Origin of the sequence: Priestia sp. TGN 0903, from assembly GCF_050846855.1 — a bacterium.
Lineage (GTDB): Bacteria > Bacillota > Bacilli > Bacillales > Bacillaceae_H > Priestia > Priestia zanthoxyli.
Window position 1 is genome coordinate 114024 of the sequence record NZ_JBOZGL010000003.1, and the last position, 17334, is coordinate 131357.

Genomic DNA, 17334 nt, shown 5'->3' on the forward strand with positions numbered 1-17334 from the left:
TGTTTACAAACTTAGTCCTTTTTTCGTTGGAATAATCGTTTTAAAATCGATCTCTTTTTACCTACTACGCTGCTTTCTTTTGAAGCTTCTACTAATTCTGAAATGGCCTGCTGTTCACGCAGACTTTTACGCAAAGATTGAATAAGCTGCTTATCTTTTTCCTGAAGAATTTGTTTTGTATCAGGCTCTTGTTGGGGTGGAGGCTGTACCGGCTGTTCGGGAGGTGTCGGCTGCTGGTCATCCGCCTCGGGCTGGTCAGCTGCTTCTGCTGTGTTCTCTTTGTCTTCGTCTAGAGACACGGCAGCTTGATCCTTGCTTGTAGTCAAAGAGAATTCTTTTTGCAGTGCTTCATTGATTTCTTCTGCTTGACAGCCTTCATCATAAAGCTGCTTAATTTTCAGTAAAACGGTCGCAGCTGCAGCTTCATATTGTTTTGGTCGATGATCTTCTTTTTGTATAAAGAAATCTTCGAATTTATCTATGTATCTTCTGATAGTTGAAGTAGGAATACTCGTTTCTTCAGATAACTCTTTTACACTAAGCCATTTTGTCATTTTCTCACCACTTTTTAAATGATTACTTATTCGTCAGCATCAATTTGAAATTGTACTAGTATCTACTGTTTATCTTATCATGTAACGCTTCTACGTACTTTGCTGTGTTGATTTCTGTAACGTTTTTATAATCACAGTGTCATAAATAAGGGATAAGCTGCCACTCGCGCAAAGATTTGCTAGTTGAAGAATAGGAAATACAAGCATTTACCTGAAGAATGTTGCACAATGATGAGCGTACTTCTTATGTATTATCTTATAATGTTGCTGAAGAAAAATCGAGTGATTACTTCACGGTTTATTAATTATGGTAATGTTGTACTAAACAATAAAAGGAGGGACAGCATGAGTTTTACAGAGCGAGCAGTAGCCCTTATTAAACAAATTCCTCGCGGAAAAGTCATGACATACGGACAAATTGCCCGCCTAGCTGGGAGTCCTCGAGGTGCAAGGCAAGTGGTAAGAGTTTTGCATTCGATGAGCAAAAAACACAAACTGCCTTGGCACCGAGTGATCAATTCTAAAGGAGAAATTGGATTTAAAGACGAAGAAATGCATGTTGTTCAAAAGCTTTCACTCGAAGCGGAAGGAATACTCGTTTCTTCAGAGGGAAGACTTGATCTTAAACTCTATCTCTATGAACCTGACGTGCATAAATAACAATTGAGATAAATGATCGAGTATGAATTGCTTGTTACACGCCTGTTGATTTCCGTGCAAGACTTCGCTTTCCGCAGACGGCCGATGAGCCTCCTCGTCGCTTGCGCTCCTGCGGGGGCTCATCTATTCCGCTTTTCCTGCAGGAGTCTTCGCCTTGCCCTTCAATCAACGGCTAGAAGCACCTGCATTTACCCTATTAATAAAAAAATCCGAACGAGTTTGATTCTCCATCAAAAATCAAACTCGTTCGGAACTTTCTTCAACTAACTTATTTTTGTTATTTATGTTTTTCAAAAGCGAGCTTTAATCCAAACCCGATTAACACGACGCCCGTTGCTTTATCCATAAAGCGCTGCACGCTAGGTGTTGTAAGCCATTTTCGTAAATAGTTAATAAAAAAGACGAATACGAAAAACCACGTGATAGCCAGGATCGTATACGTTATTCCCATAAGAAGCAATTGAAGCGTTACGTTTTGATCGCTTTGAACAAATTGAGGTAAAAAAGTTAAGAAAAACACGGCTACTTTTGGATTAAGTACATTTGAGACAAGGCCTTGACGAAAAGCGGATGTTTCTTTTGACTTTTCCTCTTTTACAGAAGAAGATGCATTGCTTTTTTTAGAAAGGAAGGCCGAGATGCCTAAGTACATTAAGTAAATGGCTCCTGCGTATTTTACGATTTCAAATGCCAAAGCTGACTGAAGGAGAAGAGCCGATAAGCCAAACGTGGCGGCGAGCGTATGAACTAAAGAGCCGCTCGCTAAGCCTAATGCCATTTTATAGCCGCCCGTTTGTCCGTCTGCCATCGTTCGTTTCGTGATAAGGGCGGTATCGATACCAGGGCTCATAATAACAAACAATGTAAGAACCAAAAAGGTCAAGATGTCATTCATTTTTTTCTTCCTCCTCGCTGTGATAAAATTAAAATATACTTTATTTATTAAATATAATTTAACACACTTAACTCAGTTTATTAAGTTTAATTTAATAAAATTAAATATAATTAAACATCTTTTACGGAGGAATCATCATGGAAAACATAGATATTGGAAAAAAAGTAGAGAAATTTCGAAAAGAAAAGGGACTAAGCAGTCGTGAATTAGCAAAATTAGCGGATGTCACGCCGTCTATGCTAAGTCAAATTGAACGAGGGTTAGCTAATCCGTCTATTTCAACGCTTAAGATTTTAGCTAAATGCCTCGACGTGCCTACTTTTAGCTTTTTGCTTGAAGACATAAATACCTCTCATTTAGTCGTACGGTCAAACGAGCGTAAAACGATGAAGGTAAAAGAGTTAACGTATTCGCTAGTATCACCAGATTTTACTGGAAATCTAGCTACGGCGATTATGGAAGTCCCTCCCATGATGTCTTCATCTGAAACTCCTTTAGCGCATAAAGGGGAGGAAGTGGCATACGTTTTAGAAGGAAAAATTAAAGTGTATTTGGACGAGGAAGTATACGTGCTAGAAAAAGAAGATAGCGTCAAAATCCCTTCGCATCTTAAGCACAAATGGGACAATCCGTTTGATGAGAAAGCCGTTATTTTATTTTCCGTTACGCCGCCGGTATTTTAAATTTATTAATAGGTGGTATGCTAGTTATTCTTCATTATCGGGTACTTTATTATATAAATGTGATAAAACTATCATGTTTGTGAGAGTAAACAATTGATAAAATAGAATTGTTGGTAACCTCTACCTAAGAGACTACATACTAAATACTTTTTGGAAAGGTGTTGAAAGGTAATGAAGAGATGGAAAGAGATGTTTTACACTTCAAAGCTTAAAAAAATGATGCCTGCACTGGCTCTATCATGCGCGGCGGTTGTAGGCTTTTCAAGCAGCGGAGTACAGGCTGAAACGGTGAAGTGTCAAAAACAAGAAACTAAAAGTGATCGAGAGTTTGCTAAGCTTGAAGAAAAATATGATGCGAATCTTGGCATTTATGCATTAGATACCGGTACAAATAAAACGGTAACGTATCACCCGGACGAGCGTTTTGCTTATACGTCTACTCATAAAGCGCTTGCTGTCGGTGCACTTTTACAGCAGAAATCAATTGAAGATCTCAACGAGCGAATCTTTTATACGCGCGATGACCTTGTGAACTATAACCCTATTACAGAAAAACACGTGGATACAGGCATGACTCTTAAAGAACTCGCGGATGCATCGCTTCGCTACAGCGACAATACGGCAGGGAATTTAATTCTGCAGCAGCTGGGCGGACCGGACGGATTTAAAGAAGCTTTAGAAAACATAGGAGACGATGTAACGCTGCCTGAGCGGTTTGAGCCCGATTTAAATGAAGTGAATCCAGGAGAAACCCACGATACAAGTACACCAAGAGCACTTGCTGCAAGCCTTCAAACGTATGTACTTGGACAGGCACTTCCTGAAGACAAACGTGCACTTTTAACGGATTGGATGAAACGAAATACGACAGGGGATGCCTTGATACGAGCGGGCGTGCCAAAAAGCTGGGAAGTAGCCGATAAGACAGGCGCAGGCTCCTACGCGACGCGAAATGATATTGCCATTCTTTGGCCGCCAAACGGAGATCCAATTGTTCTTGCGATCCTTTCCGATCGTACGGAAAAAGATGCGGAGTATCATGATAAACTGATTGCAGAAGCGGCTAAACAAGCGGTCAAGGCTCTTAAAGTTACTCATAAATAAAAAATGGATAATAGTAGTTTAAATGTAAAAAAAAGATTGAAAAGATTGATAGAACATTCTATTATTAATGAGACAAAATATAGGAAGGAAGTATCTCTTATGAAAAAGATTTTTCCAATTGTTCTATCTTTCGGTTTATTAACAAGCGTATCTTTTGGCATGGTTTCAAACGTAGATGCGGCAGCTAAATCTTACAAAAACTGTACCGAATTAAACAAAGACTACAAAGGCGGCGTAGCTCGTGCGGCTAATGTAAAGAATAAAGGCGGCAAAACAAAGTACAAACCGTACGTATCAAAAGCACTGTATGATGCCAATACAAAGCTAGATCGAGATAAAGACTACATTGCCTGTGAAAAATAAATACTGAGTGACTCATCCAAGCGCTTATTGTAAGCGCTTGGATTTTTTATTATCAACTTTTGTTTGTTACGAACTGAGGTCAACAATTAGTCAAGTTGCACAAATTAATATCAGAAAATTCACATAAATAATGATGAACTTACACTGCAATTCGTATACACTATGTACATGTTAAGTTAACTTACATTTGATGTTAGGTTAGGGCGTGGAATCACCATAAAAAAGGAGTTGAGTGTATAGTGTCTACAAATGCAACAAGTACCGTTATAGAAGAGGTACATTCTCATCAAGATAGGGGTCTTGATCCGTCACTAAAGCCAAAAGCGGAAAGTGATCGAAAGCTAACACCGCTGTCCTATATGTTTATGTGGATTGGAGACGGCGTTAATTTAGGAAATATGACGCTTGGTGCGAGCTTAGTAATTGCGGGTACAGCGGTATTAAATCTTTTTCAAACGTTTGTGGCAGCCATTATTGCCATTGGTATTATTTCTACTTTTTTTGTGTTAAACGATCGAATTGGCTATAAGACGGGTATACCGTATGTGATGCAGCTTCGAATGTCTTTTGGAATAAAAGGATCCGTCATCTCGTCTCTTTTACGAGGTATTCCAGCTATCATTTGGTATGGTTTCCAAAGCTGGACAGGCGGTACAGCTTTAAACGAAATTGGTAAAATTGTGAGCAAAGGGTCTTTTGACAATCTTGTTCTTTGTTTTATTATCATTCAACTGCTGCAAATTGTTCTTTCGCTGTACAGCTTCCACGCGGTTAAATGGGTAGAGATGCTTGCGTCAATCATTATATTGCTTGGTCTTGTGTATGTATTTGGTGTTCTTTTAACGTCTCATAGTGAAGTAGTAGGGGAGAAGTGGGTACATACAAAAGGTTCGTGGGGACTTCCGTTCTTTTCTTTCATTATGATGTTTATGGGTAATTATGCGGCGATTTTTCTAAGCGCAGCCGATTACTCCAGAGAGCTAAAGCCAGGCATTAGCGACAAGAAGCGCGGATTTTTATACTTTACACCGATTCTAGTAGCCTACGGATTCGTTCTGACAATCGGAGCAATGCTTGCTTCTGCTACGGGTATTTCCAATCCAGTTAAAGCGTTCGCGGTTGTAGTCGATAATTCGTATATCACTGTTGCTGTATCAGCATTTATTGTGATTGGCGTGATTGCCGTAAACATGGTGGCAAACATTATTCCGCCTACGTATGTCATTACGCTGCTGACAAAAGCAAACTATAAAGTAGCGGTTACGATTACCGGGCTGCTTGCCTTTTGCTCGTTCCCTTGGGTGCTTGTTCAAGATTCATCAGCTGCAGGTCTTGGTTTGTTCATTTTGATTTACTCTGCTTTTTTAGGGCCGATTGTTTCTATTTTACTAGTCGATTACTATATTTTACGGAAGCAAAAAGTGAATGTAGAGGAATTGTATCAAGAAAAAGGGCCGTTTTCCGGCTACAATCCGTGCGCCATGCTTGCGATGCTCATCGGTGCAGGCGCTGCGTTTATTGAAGTTGATTTAGGCTGGATTATAGGAGTAGTAGTCGCAGGAGTTGCGTATATTCTTTTAACGAAATTCGCTTTTAAACAGTCAAAGTTCAAAAAAGGAACCATCTTTGAACAATAATATTCAATAGATAAAAGTCTTTGCTTACGGCAAAGGCTTTTTATGTGTCTTTTATCGCGTCAGAGCAAATCTCTTTGTCTAGTTTCCTAAAAAGTGGGTAAAGTAAAGAAGAGTAAAAAGTAACCTCTATTAGGAGTTGCTTTGAACAGGAGCGCATCTAATGTATCGCATCAATCACAGCTTAAAGGAGAGGGCAGAGTATGTATGAATTTAGAGTGTATACTCTTCGAGATGGAAGCGAAAAGGTAATTAAAACGCTGAAACATGAATCGTTTGCGGATGAAATTCAACGAGCGGGAATTAAGCAAACAGAAATTGCGCAAACACAGCTAGTAGATAAACCGAGATAACGTATTTGCATTTATTTTTACACGTTTTAAAAAAGCCGGGTTCCTGTGTCTTCACGCAGGTACCCGGCTTTTCTGATTTCTTACAGTTCTTCACCGTTTGTTTCAATCACATGTTTATACCAGTTAAAAGAATCTTTTTTGTAGCGTTTCATCGATCCGTTTCCTTCGTTGTCACGGTCGACATAAATCATCCCGTATCGTTTTTTCATTTCGCCTGTTGTAAAGGAAACAATATCAATAATTCCCCACGGCGTGTAGCCCATTAAATCAACACCATCGTACGTTACAGCTTTTTCTAACGCTTCGATGTGCGATTTTAAATATTCAATTCGCGATGCGTCATGAATGGAACCGTCTGCTTCAACCGTATCGATGGCGCCAAATCCGTTTTCTACAATGAATAGCGGAATTTGATAGCGGTCGTAGAAACGATTTAACGTATAGCGCAAGCCCGTTGGATCGATCGACCAGCCCCAATCGCTTGATTTGATATAAGGGTTTGCTACGCCGTTTGGCAAGCCGCCGTTTACGATATCACCCGTGTTATCAGCTTCAACGTCGCTTTTAACCGTTGTGGACATGTAATAGCTGAAGCCTAAATAATCGACTTTTCCGTTTCGTAAAATTTCTTCGTCGCCTTCTTCAAACGGAATATGATAGCCTTCTCGTTCAAATTCTTTTAACGCGTAGCTCGGGTAATAGCCGCGAACTTGAACGTCAGGGAAGAAGTAGCGCTGTCTCATTGTTTCTTCTGCTAACATCACGTCTTCAGGGTTTGAAGAATACGGATAAATTGGCACATGTGACACCATTGCTCCGATTTGGAAATCTGGATTAATTTCTTTTCCTTTTGATACGGCAAGAGCGCTTGCTAAAAGTTCATGATGTCCCGCTTGATACATCACTTCTTTTGCATTTTCACCAGGCTTTACAGAAACGCCTGAGTTCGTCCATAGAAATAGAGGATTGTTTACGTCCATTTTATTGTTGATTTCATTAAACGTCATCCAGTACGTGACTTTGTCTTTGTAGCGGTCGAAACAAACTTCAGCGAATTTCACAAAGCAATCTACCACTTTTCGGCTTCTAAATCCGCCGTATTCTCGAGCTAAATGCAGAGGCATTTCAAAGTGAGACAGCGTAATAACCGGTTCAATCCCGTGCTTTAACAGTTCATCAAATACATCGTCGTAAAATTTTAGTCCTTCTTTGTTTGGCTCAGCTTCATCGCCTTTAGGGAAAATACGGCTCCAGCCGATAGACGTTCGCAAACATTTTAAGCCCATTTCTGCAAACAGTGCGATATCTTCTTTGTAGCGGTGATAAAAATCAATCGCTTCGTGATTTGGATAAAATTTATCATCTTCCACTGTTTCAGTGATTTGTCGCGGTACACCGTGCGCACCTGCAGTCATAACGTCTACTACGCTCGGTCCTTTTCCGCCTTGATTCCATCCACCTTCAAATTGATGAGCTGCTAATGCGCCGCCCCATAAAAAATCTTTTGGCATTTTTGTCATCGTTAGTTCCTCCTTATTTCACTACGGTAAATAATGTTTGATTCAGTCCGCTATTTTCAACATCTTCAACGATTACTTCTCGGTAAGCGTTTGAATTTGTGATAATAACCGGTGTAATCGTTTGTAACCCTTGTGTTTCAATAAATTCTTTATCAAATTCAATTAGTAAATCGCCTTTTTTAAACTTTACACCGTCTTCTACGTGCAGGGTAAACGGCTTGCCGTCTAACGTAACGGTATCTAATCCAATATGAACAAGCAGCTCAACGCCGTATTCTGAACGAAGGCCGATAGCATGCTTTGTTGGCGCTACCATGACTACCGTTCCGTCAAAAGGTGCATAAAGCTTGTTATCTGAAGGATCAATCGCTAATCCTTCTCCCATCGCACCTGAGCTGAATACTTCGTCCGGTACGCTAGAAAGTGGGATAACTTTCCCGCTAAACGGTGCGCTGATCGTTTCTTCATTTTCGTTCGGGTTGCTGACAGCTACTTCGTTTAAAGGAGCAGCAGCAGCAGCTTCTTTTGCTGCGTCTTCTCCGTAACCGAATACTTGAATAAGCACAACTGGAAGAATAATCGCAATAGCACATCCAATTAAAATTCCCCAGATTGACATCGGATAGTCTTGGCTGATGCCGTTTACAATGGTCAACGGTCCAGGCAATCCTGCGTAAGCAAAGTAATATGGGTGAAAGAAACTTGCTACAACGGCACCAATAGCACCTGAAACGCATCCAAAGATAAACGGCTTTTTAAAACGTAAGTTTACGCCGTAGATAGCTGGCTCTGTAATACCAAATAATCCTGTTATTCCGGCTGATACGCTTACTTTACGTGCTTCTTGGCTTTTTGCTTTTAAAATAACCCCAAGCACCGCTCCAACTTGAGCTACTACGGCAATTGTTTGATACGCTTGAAATGAATCTCTGCCGTTTAAATCAAAGTTTGCAAGCACCATCGGCGTAATTCCCCAATGTACTCCAAAGATGACAACAATTTGCCAGAAGCCACCAATGATTGCTCCAGCTAAGGCAGGTACGTTTTCAGCTAAAAAGTTATAGCCGTGAGCGATTCCGTTAGCTCCCATCGTTGTAACGGGGCCAATGAGTAAAATCGTTATAGGAACCATAATCACCATACATAAAAACGGAACAAACAGCGGTCTAACCACTTCATGAATGCTCTTGTTTAGGAACCTTTCAAGGTAAGACAAAATCCATACTAAAAATAAAGGCGGTAAAACAGAAGAAGTATAGATCGTTTCGGATAAGGGAAGACCTAAAAACGAAATGCTGCTTCCGTCGGTAATTTTGGCCGCCATTTCTGCCCATGTTGGACTGACTAATGCGGCACAGCACGCCACTGCGATGTAGGTGTTGGTTTTAAAATGCTTGGATGCTGTGATGGCAATAAAGATAGGTAAAAAAACAAACGGTGCCCACGAAATAAAGCTTAATACTTGATAGGTGCCCGTTTTGGCAAAGCTATCCGAAAACAAATTAATTAAGATTAACGACCCCTGTAAAATTCCTGCCGCTGCTAAGATATATACAAATGGTGCAAACACAGCGGACATTGTAGCAATCACACGGTTTAAAATCGTGCCTTTGTTTTCAGTTTGCTCCTCTGCTGTATCCAAATTTACTAAACTAGCAAATTCTTCATAAACGTCTCCTATGTGCTGTCCAATAACGACTTGAAACTGCCCGCTGTTTTCAACAACCGTAATGACACCAGCCATAGAAGACACCTTACGTTTGGCTTCTGGCTTCGAGCGCTTTAATACAATTCGCAGCCTCGTAGCACAGCGTGTAGCGCTTACGATATTTTCTTCGTCACCTACTGCATCTAAAATATCTGCTGCAAGCTTGTGATAATCTCTAATTTTCCCTCCCATATGTTCAACCCCCTTGTTGAGTATACGCTTTCAGTATAATTGTACCGATACAATTTATCAATACCCAAATAAAATAATAATCAATAAATAATTTAAGTTTATGGGATGGAGTTAGATTATGGTATAATCGTGTTATTCTTGAGACAAATTCAGTAAAGAGGTATAGCTATGATCAAATACCAACAAATTGCAATTGAAATTGAAACCTATATTGAAGAACACAAGCTTCAGCAAGGAGACAAGCTGCCGGTATTAGAAACGCTGATGGCACAATTTGAGGCGAGTAAAAGTACGGTAACAAAGGCCTTAGATCTATTAGAGAAAAAAGGCGTTGTTTTTCAAGTAAGAGGAAGCGGCATTTTTGTCCGTCGTCATAAACGAAAAGGATATATTGGCTTGCTTTCCAATCAAGGATTTACAAGTGAACTTGAAGATTTTCAGTTAACGTCGGAAGTAATTGAGCTAGATGTACGGAAACCGACGCAAGAAGCGGCGTTAAATTTAAACATAGAAGAAAATAGCGACGTCTATTATGTAAAAAGAGTACGGTATATTAACGGCCAGACGCTTTGTCTGGAAGAATCGTTTTATAATAAGTCCATCGTTACGTACTTAAATAACGAAATTGTTTCTCAGTCTATTTTTCATTACATTAAAGAAGGCCTTGGCTTAAAAATCGGGTTTTCTGATCTATATCTTCACGTCGGCAAGCTGAACGAAGAAGAAGCAAAGTACTTAGGATTAAAAGAAGGCGATCCTAAATTATTTATTGAAACACTTTTTCACTTAGCGAACGGCCAGCCGTTTGACTTTTCAAAAGTGACATATAACTACGAACAGTCGCAGTTCTTTTTACAAGCAACGAGTCATGTTTTATAAAAAAGTGCCCGTCTCTCAATTACTAAGGAACGAGAGGCAGGCACTTTTTTTCATTTCTTTGATAAAAACATGAAAGAAGATAAAGATTGTAATAAATAGGAAATTAATATACGATAAAATGGTTACAAGGTTTATAGAAATAAGGAAATGAGGTGCTAAGTTGAAAAAGATGCTGAGCTACCTTATTCCAATGCTTTTTATGTTTAGTTTGCTTTCCATGAATTTATTTCAGCCGACTAAAGGCGATTTTATCGCTGTAGGTGTGATATCGATTCTTGCAGGTGCTGTAATTGGTTTTATAATAAACATAGGTTATGCAGTATTAAAAACAGCCAAAAGTAAGGTGGAGTAAACTGATTAGAGGCGGTGGAGGTTTTGAGTGAAAGTATCATCATTCAGCCATATGCTAGTAAGTATCAACAAGAAGTAGTGGATTTAATTCTTCCTATTCAGCAGCAAGAATATCACATTCCAATAACGGAGAAAGATCAGCCCGATTTATTTAAAATCGAAAGCTTTTATCAACAGGGCAACGGAAACTTTTGGGTTGCTGTTTGCAACGAAAAAGTAGTGGGAAGCGTAGCTTTAATAGACATTGGAAGCCGCCAAGTAGCGCTACGGAAAATGTTTGTAGCCAAACCTTATAGAGGAGCCACCTTCAAAACAGCTCACCGTTTATTGCATACAGCCATCGGGTGGGCAAAAGAGAGAGAAGTGGAAAGAATATACTTAGGAACGACGTTACAATATAGGGCTGCGCATCGATTTTATGAGAAAAATGGATTTCAACATATAGAAAAAGAAAAGCTGCCTGCAAATTTCCCAGTGATGAACGTAGATAAAAAGTTTTATACATATGAGGTATAAGCTTAGCCTTTATGCAAAATCATATCGGTTAGTGTAATGAACGATAGCGATGTGTCTGTAGCAAAGCATCTAAAAAGACGGTCTATGTATATTAGACCGTCTTTTTAGATAGCTTGTTTATGAGTATAGAAGATAACCCAAACGGCAGTGAACAGCTCAACGTTACAATAAGGATTCGCGGAAAGAGACTAAAAGCCGATATTCCGTCACTTAGCAAAAATAAAGTTAATACGGCGAGTGCTCCCACGATACCGAAAAGAAGATATAGGATTAGTTCAATTAATATTTTAAATGAAGCTATGTATTTCATGATGTTTGCTATAGCTATTGAACAAGGGATGCCTACTATAATAATAAATGGAGCGGTAAGATACACACCAATAAGCAAAGTCGATAAATAATCTACTATACTTGTATAGCCAAGGGAATTTAATTCAAATATTTCGATGCAAACCACACCGCCGCATATCGATGAAATAATAGTTGAAAGTATTCGTTTAATAAGCTTCACAGTCGTTCACCTAGACGTACTTTTTTATATAGAATAGCAAGGTAGTCTGAAAAATACTAGCATCTATTAAAAGAAAAGTGGAAATAGTGTTGGGGCTGCTATAAGAAATCTTATATCTTAGCTTCATAACAAAAGCCGTTAGGTTCTTATCTAGCGGCTTTTACTTTGGCAAAGTCTCTTGGTAATGAACTCTTTTTTTAAATAGCAAATCGTCTAATTGAGCAATTAAAATCCCCGCAATCACAATAATAGAACCAACAAGGTCTTTAAGCGTAAACAGCTCATGCAAAAAGAGAACGGCAAACAGCGCAGCAAAAATAGGCTCTGTTGCAAAAATAAGTCCTGTGTGAGTAGGAGTTGTGTAGCGCTGCGCAATGGCTTGACAAATGAATCCAATCGCGCTGCAAAGAACGCCAAGACCTAAAATCGCAATCCATGATGATAACGTAGTTGGAATGCTGGGGTGTTCAAATAAAAAGCTGCAAGTCAGTGCAAATAATCCAGCAAACCCTAGCTGTAAAATGCCGAGTGCAATTGGATTTTCATTTTTCGTAAACGTGCCGGTCAAGGTAATATGAATGGCATAACATAGCGCCGTTCCGATGCAAAGTACATCACCAGTATTCATATGAAAGGAGTGCTTTAAAGTTAACACACCTATACCGGTTAGGGTAACAATAACTCCAAGTCCAATCGGCCAAGAAGGAAGCTTCTTTACTAACAAACAGTTGAGCAACGGAACAAAAATGACCGTTAAACTGACAAGAAATCCGGCATTTGAAGCAGACGTCATGCTGACGCCAAACGTGACAAACGAAAAAACGGAAAATAGTAAAAAGCCTAAAATAGCTGATGATAAAATCGTTTTGCGCGTGATATGTAGTAAAGGCTTATAGAAAAACAGTCCGGCAATCAAAAAAGCAATTAAACATCTGAGTGCAATGATAGTAAATGATCCGAGCGAACCCAGCCCCATTTTCATAAACACGTACGACATGCCCCAAAATACATTTACACCAACCATCATCATATTTGCTCGCGTGCGGTAACTCACGTTCAACCCTCCATTGTTTATGATGTACTCACAGTATACAAAGGAATTTGATATTAATAAAATGAATCTTTATAATGATGAACATGAATTAAATTCATGTTAAGGTGGGATAAAATGAGCTTAGTGAAATATGAAATTTTAAACAAAGTAGCTGAAGTGAAAAGCTTTACAAAAGCGGCAGATGCGCTGGCACTCACGCAGTCAGCGGTCAGTCATGCCATTACAAATCTCGAAACAGAATTTGGATTTTCGCTTGTGAATCGAAACAGATCAGGTATTACCTTAACAACAGAAGGCGAAACGATGCTTCTTGCCATTCGGAAAGTGCTGCAAGAAAATGAAAAAGTTCATCAAGAAGCAGCCAGTCTCTTAGGTCTTGCAAAAGGAACGATTAAAGTTGGGATTTTTAAAAGCGTATCCACCAAGTGGCTCCCTGAAATTATTCAGCTGATGGAAAAAAGCTATCCGGCCATTCAAATTCAGCTAAAAGAAGGCGATTATCTTGAAATTGAACAGTGGCTGCTGAGCGGAGAAATAGACTGCGGTTTTATTAACATTACGCATTCAAGTCAATTTCATATTATCCCTTTAAAAAAAGACCCGCTGCTGTGTGTCGTATCAAATCAAAGTGCTTTGTATCATCAAAAAAACGTTTCCTTTAAAGATTTAGAGAAAGAACCGTTTATTATGCCGACATACGGCGGATATCATGATATTAAGCAATTGTTTGAAGAACAGGGGGTTCAGCCTGAAATTCGCTTTGAATTAATGGATGAAAGTGCTATCCTATCGATGATTACGTATCACTTAGGCATTAGCATTTTACCTGAAATGCTTTTGGATTCTATCCCGCAAGAGCTGCGTGCGATTCCATTTCAAGTGGACAGCTACCGTTCAATTGGTCTAGCTACTCGTTATCATCTTTCACCTGCAGCTAAAAAATTTGCTGAAACAACGCAAGCATGGCTGCAAAATTCGGACAAGTAAGAGATTATTTATAAAGCAAAATCGGTTAATTCATAAGACTCTTAGGAACTAAGAGCATCTTTGTGCTATAATAAAGCTATACAATTACCTATTAGTCATCATTGATGACTAATTTTTTTTGGAGGATAATATGGAAGATTTATTACAATTAAAGAACAAGAACATTGTGATTATGGGAGTTGCCAACGACAGAAGTATTGCTTGGGGTGTTGCAAAAGCCCTTCATCAAGTAGGAGCAAACTTAATTTTTACATACCGTAAAGAACGTTCACTAGGAAAATTGAACAAGCTTTTAGAAAAAAATGAAATTCAAGCATCATTAATTGCTGAATGTGACGTAAACAGCGACGAAAGTATTGAAGCAGCTTTCAAAAAAATCGGAGAAGAAGCAGGCACAGTTCACGGAGTGATTCACTCTGTTGCGTTTGCTCACTCAGAAGATTTAAACGGTGAGTTCATCAATACATCAAGAAGCGGATATGCATTTGCTCAAGATACAAGCGCTTATTCATTTATCGCCGTAGCGAAAGCAGCGAAACCTCTTATGACAGAAGGCGGTTCTCTTGTAGCGATGAGCTATCTTGGTGCAGAGCGCGCAGTTGAAGGCTATAACGTAATGGGCGTAGCAAAAGCAGCGCTTGAGTCTTCAGTAAAATACTTAGCATTAGACTTAGGGAAAGACAATATCCGCGTAAATGCGATTTCAGCAGGCCCAATTCGTACACTTGCAGCGAAAGGCATTTCTGACTTTAACCAAATTCTTCACCATGTTGAAGAAAAAGCACCTCTTAAGCGTAACGTAACGCAAGCAGAAGTTGGCGACATGACGGTTGTATTACTGAGCCACCTTTCACGCGGCGTAACGGGAGAAATCGTACACGTGGACGCTGGTTATAATATTGTAGGTTAATTGCAAAACACCTTCTCAAATGAGAAGGTGTTTTTTTGTGGGAAATTCAGAAATCTATCGTTTCCTCTATTAAAAATTATGAGTCAAAGAACAAGCATCCAAGCATTTTTCCTGCGAATGAATAAAATAGATAGACACACAAAGAAAGGATGATTACGATTAAAAAAGATGATAAATATCATGTAGAAAGATCTTATTCTTCTAAGAAACATCACCATAGTTCTTGTCCACAAGACAAGCAAGGAAATACAAGAGACTCAGCGTTTCGTGCTCTTAACCTTACAAATCAGCCAGTATCAGCAAACACGTCTGTAAAAGTTTCCTATCAGTTTAAACAGTTTGATTTAGCAAATGAATACAATCCCGTTACGTCTGTTTTTCGCCCCAAAAAAGATGGCGTATATTCCCTTGTTGCTACAATTGGATTTCTTCCTAATGATACGACTGTCGATTATCGAGCGCGCGTAGAAATTCGTGTCAACGGCACGGCGGTTATCGCAATTGATAACGATTTCTTTGGTGGAAACACTATATTTGTTAACGTAGTATCGGTCTCTACTATTTACAATTTAGAAAAAGGAGATCGAGTTGAAGTCTTCGCGGAAAGTAATGTTGACGGCACAATTGTCACAACAGAAAATGTGTCGCATTTCGAAGCAGCAAGATTTCCATCTCCTTCCGAATAAAGAGCTATATGCATCTTTTGGTGTAAAGAAGTCGAAAAAAACAAGTTTAATACAAGCTGACAAAGGAAGCAGACTTCTCATAAGAAATCTGCTTCTTTTGCTTATATTCATTTAAACGTTTCTTTTAGATTTTTCTCAGCTTTTTTCATAGGAAGGTAAAGGAATACGTGTAAAGAAAGACCAATCACGGCAGTAATATTAGCAATAAGGCTAATAATAAAAAATATCCATTCTATACTTCCAGATAAGTTTATGCTTCCGCTTATAAGAGAAGAGCTTACTCCTATAAGTAAGATAGCCATTAATAAAGGTAAGTTTTTAACCAACTGAAATCCTCCTGGATGTTTTATATTGATATTACCATATAAAAACAAAAGTGTTATGTAATTCATAATTAATCAAACGCCTATATATTTTAAAATAGATAAGCTCTAAATCCTAAAAAGAACATATGATGTGGCAAAGGAAAAGGAGTTGAAGAAACATGCATCAAGGACAGCAACAATATATTCCATGGGAACAATGGCATCATCAGCATCCGCACGGCACGTGGAATCAATGGCATCAGCAACATCCACATGTACCTTGGGAACAGTGGCACAAACAGTATCCGCACGGCACATGGAATCAATGGCATCAACAACATCCATACACACCTTGGAATCAGTGGCACCAGCAGTATCCGCACGGTACGTGGAATCAGTGGCATCAGCAAAATCCATATGTGCCATGGAATCAGTGGCACCAGCAGCATCCACACAGTTCGTGGAATCAATGGCATAATATTTATCATCAAAGCTAATCAGCTTTTTACCACAAAAGATCCAGTTCTCCTTGGGAACTGGATCTTTTGTGTGTAGACGTGAATGATACAGTAAGCTTATTTTCTAGTCATTTATATGAGCCCAGGTGATGCATGAAAACGGAAAAGTATGTTTGATCTATAGGGTAGGGGGTACACACAATAAAGCAGGTTAAAGAAAACATTCATGATTCCTAAGCTGTATAAAGTGGATTGGTTCATATGAAAGGATCCATGTAAATAAGCAAAATCAACTATAATTTTCTCGCTTGACAATATACCTGTAGGGGTATAATATGGAGTATGTAAACAACATCAATTCGATAGCAAGGCGGTGATTGTTATGCTTTATATAGCAGTATTGTTGCTTGCTATTTTATTTATTGCATACAGACGTTATTATCCTGTTAAAGGAATACAGTGCATACGGAAATCTGAAGCAAAAGAACTTGGGCGAACGATTGTAGATATTCGCCATTACCATGAAGTTCATGATTCTAAGGGGTTAGTTATGCCGTATGCGTATCTCAAACGCTTTTATTCAGAAATTCCACAGGGCAGCGTTCATCTGATTGCCGGAGATAGAGTGGAGTTAAATTTAGGCGTACGGTTCTTACGAAAAAAAGGTTTTGAAGTACGCAGCTATGAGTTAGCAGCGTGTAAAAGTAAAGGAAAGAAAGGGGTATTCGATTATGGAGTATAATCAACAAGTGAAAAATCGCATGCGCCGAATTGAAGGGCAGTTAAAAGGCGTGCTTAGCATGATGGAACAAGGAAAAGACTGCCGAGACGTCGTGACTCAATTATCTGCTGCAAGAAGTGCCATTGATCGCACAATGGGAGTTATTGTGAGCAACAATCTTGAGCAGTGCGTCAGAGAAAGCCTTCAGCAAGGAGAGCCAACGGAAGGTTTAGTGAAAGAAGCTGTACAGCTGTTAGTGAAAAGTCGTTAATAATTGTCACCTTGTTTAA

At 39.2% G+C, this 17334-nt stretch carries 23 protein-coding genes; 15 read left to right on the forward strand and 8 right to left on the reverse strand.

What is annotated here, in order from left to right; translation table 11 throughout:
• Positions 1 to 11: 11 nt before the first annotated feature.
• On the reverse strand, positions 12 to 554 hold the full coding sequence (locus ACRPLY_RS11280) for a MerR family transcriptional regulator (protein ID WP_325077631.1): 543 nt from the start codon (positions 552 to 554) through the stop codon (positions 12 to 14).
• A gap of 345 nt (positions 555 to 899) precedes the next feature.
• On the opposite strand from ACRPLY_RS11280, the gene ACRPLY_RS11285 reads away from it, so the two are divergent.
• Positions 900 to 1214: an MGMT family protein gene (locus ACRPLY_RS11285; protein WP_033580267.1), complete on the forward strand. Its 315-nt coding sequence runs from the start codon at positions 900 to 902 to the stop codon at positions 1212 to 1214.
• A gap of 34 nt (positions 1215 to 1248) precedes the next feature.
• Here the strand turns inward: ACRPLY_RS11285 and ACRPLY_RS11290 are convergent, their stop codons facing one another.
• Positions 1249 to 1383 carry a hypothetical protein gene (locus ACRPLY_RS11290; protein WP_325077633.1) on the reverse strand — a complete coding sequence of 45 codons (135 nt, stop codon included), beginning with the start codon at positions 1381 to 1383 and terminating at the stop codon, positions 1249 to 1251.
• A 108-nt stretch (positions 1384 to 1491) separates the two neighbouring features.
• Positions 1492 to 2109: a LysE family translocator gene (locus ACRPLY_RS11295; RefSeq protein WP_028414583.1), complete on the reverse strand. Its 618-nt coding sequence runs from the start codon at positions 2107 to 2109 to the stop codon at positions 1492 to 1494.
• 137 nt (positions 2110 to 2246) lie between these two features.
• Here ACRPLY_RS11295 and ACRPLY_RS11300 point away from each other — a divergent pair, with 137 nt between their 5' ends.
• The 5 genes from ACRPLY_RS11300 to ACRPLY_RS11320 all read left to right on the forward strand — a co-directional run bounded on the left by ACRPLY_RS11300 (position 2247) and on the right by ACRPLY_RS11320 (position 6246).
• Positions 2247 to 2792 (forward strand): helix-turn-helix domain-containing protein, encoded by a 546-nt coding sequence (locus ACRPLY_RS11300; RefSeq protein WP_028414582.1) that lies wholly within the window; start codon positions 2247 to 2249, stop codon positions 2790 to 2792.
• A gap of 171 nt (positions 2793 to 2963) precedes the next feature.
• Positions 2964 to 3896, forward strand: a complete 933-nt coding sequence (gene bla, locus ACRPLY_RS11305) for a class A beta-lactamase (RefSeq protein ID WP_028414581.1) — start codon at positions 2964 to 2966, stop codon at positions 3894 to 3896.
• A gap of 99 nt (positions 3897 to 3995) precedes the next feature.
• Positions 3996 to 4259: an excalibur calcium-binding domain-containing protein gene (locus ACRPLY_RS11310; protein ID WP_028414580.1), complete on the forward strand. Its 264-nt coding sequence runs from the start codon at positions 3996 to 3998 to the stop codon at positions 4257 to 4259.
• Positions 4260 to 4498: 239 nt separating this feature from the next.
• Positions 4499 to 5896 carry an NCS1 family transporter gene (locus ACRPLY_RS11315; protein WP_034263876.1) on the forward strand — a complete coding sequence of 466 codons (1398 nt, stop codon included), beginning with the start codon at positions 4499 to 4501 and terminating at the stop codon, positions 5894 to 5896.
• Positions 5897 to 6096: 200 nt separating this feature from the next.
• Positions 6097 to 6246, forward strand: a complete 150-nt coding sequence (locus tag ACRPLY_RS11320; RefSeq protein ID WP_013058052.1) for a hypothetical protein — start codon at positions 6097 to 6099, stop codon at positions 6244 to 6246.
• 80 nt (positions 6247 to 6326) lie between these two features.
• Here the strand turns inward: ACRPLY_RS11320 and bglA are convergent, their stop codons facing one another.
• Together bglA and ACRPLY_RS11330 are read right to left on the reverse strand one after the other, a co-directional pair.
• Positions 6327 to 7766, reverse strand: a complete 1440-nt coding sequence (gene bglA / locus ACRPLY_RS11325) for a 6-phospho-beta-glucosidase BglA (RefSeq protein WP_289578093.1) — start codon at positions 7764 to 7766, stop codon at positions 6327 to 6329.
• 13 nt (positions 7767 to 7779) lie between these two features.
• Positions 7780 to 9666, reverse strand: a complete 1887-nt coding sequence (locus tag ACRPLY_RS11330) for a beta-glucoside-specific PTS transporter subunit IIABC (RefSeq protein ID WP_325077635.1) — start codon at positions 9664 to 9666, stop codon at positions 7780 to 7782.
• 168 nt (positions 9667 to 9834) lie between these two features.
• On the opposite strand from ACRPLY_RS11330, the gene ACRPLY_RS11335 reads away from it, so the two are divergent.
• The 3 genes from ACRPLY_RS11335 (at position 9835) to ACRPLY_RS11345 (ending at position 11412) form a co-directional block, all read left to right on the forward strand.
• Positions 9835 to 10545: a GntR family transcriptional regulator gene (locus ACRPLY_RS11335; protein WP_014459154.1), complete on the forward strand. Its 711-nt coding sequence runs from the start codon at positions 9835 to 9837 to the stop codon at positions 10543 to 10545.
• Between the two features lie 169 nt (positions 10546 to 10714).
• Entirely contained in the window at positions 10715 to 10897 is a 183-nt protein-coding gene (locus ACRPLY_RS11340; RefSeq protein ID WP_234943128.1) for a hypothetical protein, read from the forward strand.
• Positions 10898 to 10920: 23 nt separating this feature from the next.
• Complete coding sequence (locus tag ACRPLY_RS11345; RefSeq protein WP_154973838.1) at positions 10921 to 11412, forward strand: GNAT family N-acetyltransferase; 492 nt, start codon at positions 10921 to 10923, stop codon at positions 11410 to 11412.
• A gap of 91 nt (positions 11413 to 11503) precedes the next feature.
• On the opposite strand, the gene ACRPLY_RS11350 is transcribed toward ACRPLY_RS11345, so the two are convergent.
• Positions 11504 to 11923 (reverse strand): hypothetical protein, encoded by a 420-nt coding sequence (locus tag ACRPLY_RS11350; RefSeq protein ID WP_154973836.1) that lies wholly within the window; start codon positions 11921 to 11923, stop codon positions 11504 to 11506.
• Between the two features lie 160 nt (positions 11924 to 12083).
• Positions 12084 to 12977: a DMT family transporter gene (locus ACRPLY_RS11355; protein ID WP_028414573.1), complete on the reverse strand. Its 894-nt coding sequence runs from the start codon at positions 12975 to 12977 to the stop codon at positions 12084 to 12086.
• Between the two features lie 114 nt (positions 12978 to 13091).
• On the opposite strand from ACRPLY_RS11355, the gene ACRPLY_RS11360 reads away from it, so the two are divergent.
• The 3 genes from ACRPLY_RS11360 to ACRPLY_RS11370 all read left to right on the forward strand — a co-directional run bounded on the left by ACRPLY_RS11360 (position 13092) and on the right by ACRPLY_RS11370 (position 15560).
• Positions 13092 to 13964: a LysR family transcriptional regulator gene (locus ACRPLY_RS11360; RefSeq protein WP_205664232.1), complete on the forward strand. Its 873-nt coding sequence runs from the start codon at positions 13092 to 13094 to the stop codon at positions 13962 to 13964.
• A 130-nt stretch (positions 13965 to 14094) separates the two neighbouring features.
• Positions 14095 to 14874 (forward strand): enoyl-ACP reductase FabI, encoded by a 780-nt coding sequence (fabI, locus tag ACRPLY_RS11365; RefSeq protein WP_013084067.1) that lies wholly within the window; start codon positions 14095 to 14097, stop codon positions 14872 to 14874.
• 149 nt (positions 14875 to 15023) lie between these two features.
• Positions 15024 to 15560, forward strand: a complete 537-nt coding sequence (locus ACRPLY_RS11370) for a hypothetical protein (protein WP_049165631.1) — start codon at positions 15024 to 15026, stop codon at positions 15558 to 15560.
• A gap of 107 nt (positions 15561 to 15667) precedes the next feature.
• Here ACRPLY_RS11370 and ACRPLY_RS11375 read toward each other — a convergent pair whose 3' ends face one another.
• Positions 15668 to 15886, reverse strand: a complete 219-nt coding sequence (locus ACRPLY_RS11375; RefSeq protein WP_028414570.1) for a hypothetical protein — start codon at positions 15884 to 15886, stop codon at positions 15668 to 15670.
• Between the two features lie 158 nt (positions 15887 to 16044).
• On the opposite strand from ACRPLY_RS11375, the gene ACRPLY_RS11380 reads away from it, so the two are divergent.
• From ACRPLY_RS11380 to ACRPLY_RS11390, 3 genes are all read left to right on the forward strand, one after another.
• Positions 16045 to 16362, forward strand: coding sequence for a hypothetical protein (locus tag ACRPLY_RS11380; RefSeq protein ID WP_028414569.1), 318 nt, complete (start codon positions 16045 to 16047; stop codon positions 16360 to 16362).
• A 343-nt stretch (positions 16363 to 16705) separates the two neighbouring features.
• Positions 16706 to 17065: a sulfurtransferase gene (locus ACRPLY_RS11385; protein WP_098112402.1), complete on the forward strand. Its 360-nt coding sequence runs from the start codon at positions 16706 to 16708 to the stop codon at positions 17063 to 17065.
• A complete protein-coding gene (locus tag ACRPLY_RS11390) occupies positions 17055 to 17315 on the forward strand; it encodes a metal-sensitive transcriptional regulator (RefSeq protein WP_098112401.1) in 261 nt (86 codons plus the stop codon). The genes ACRPLY_RS11385 and ACRPLY_RS11390 overlap by 11 nt, the downstream gene beginning before the upstream one ends.
• The last annotated feature ends 19 nt before the right edge of the window (positions 17316 to 17334 follow it).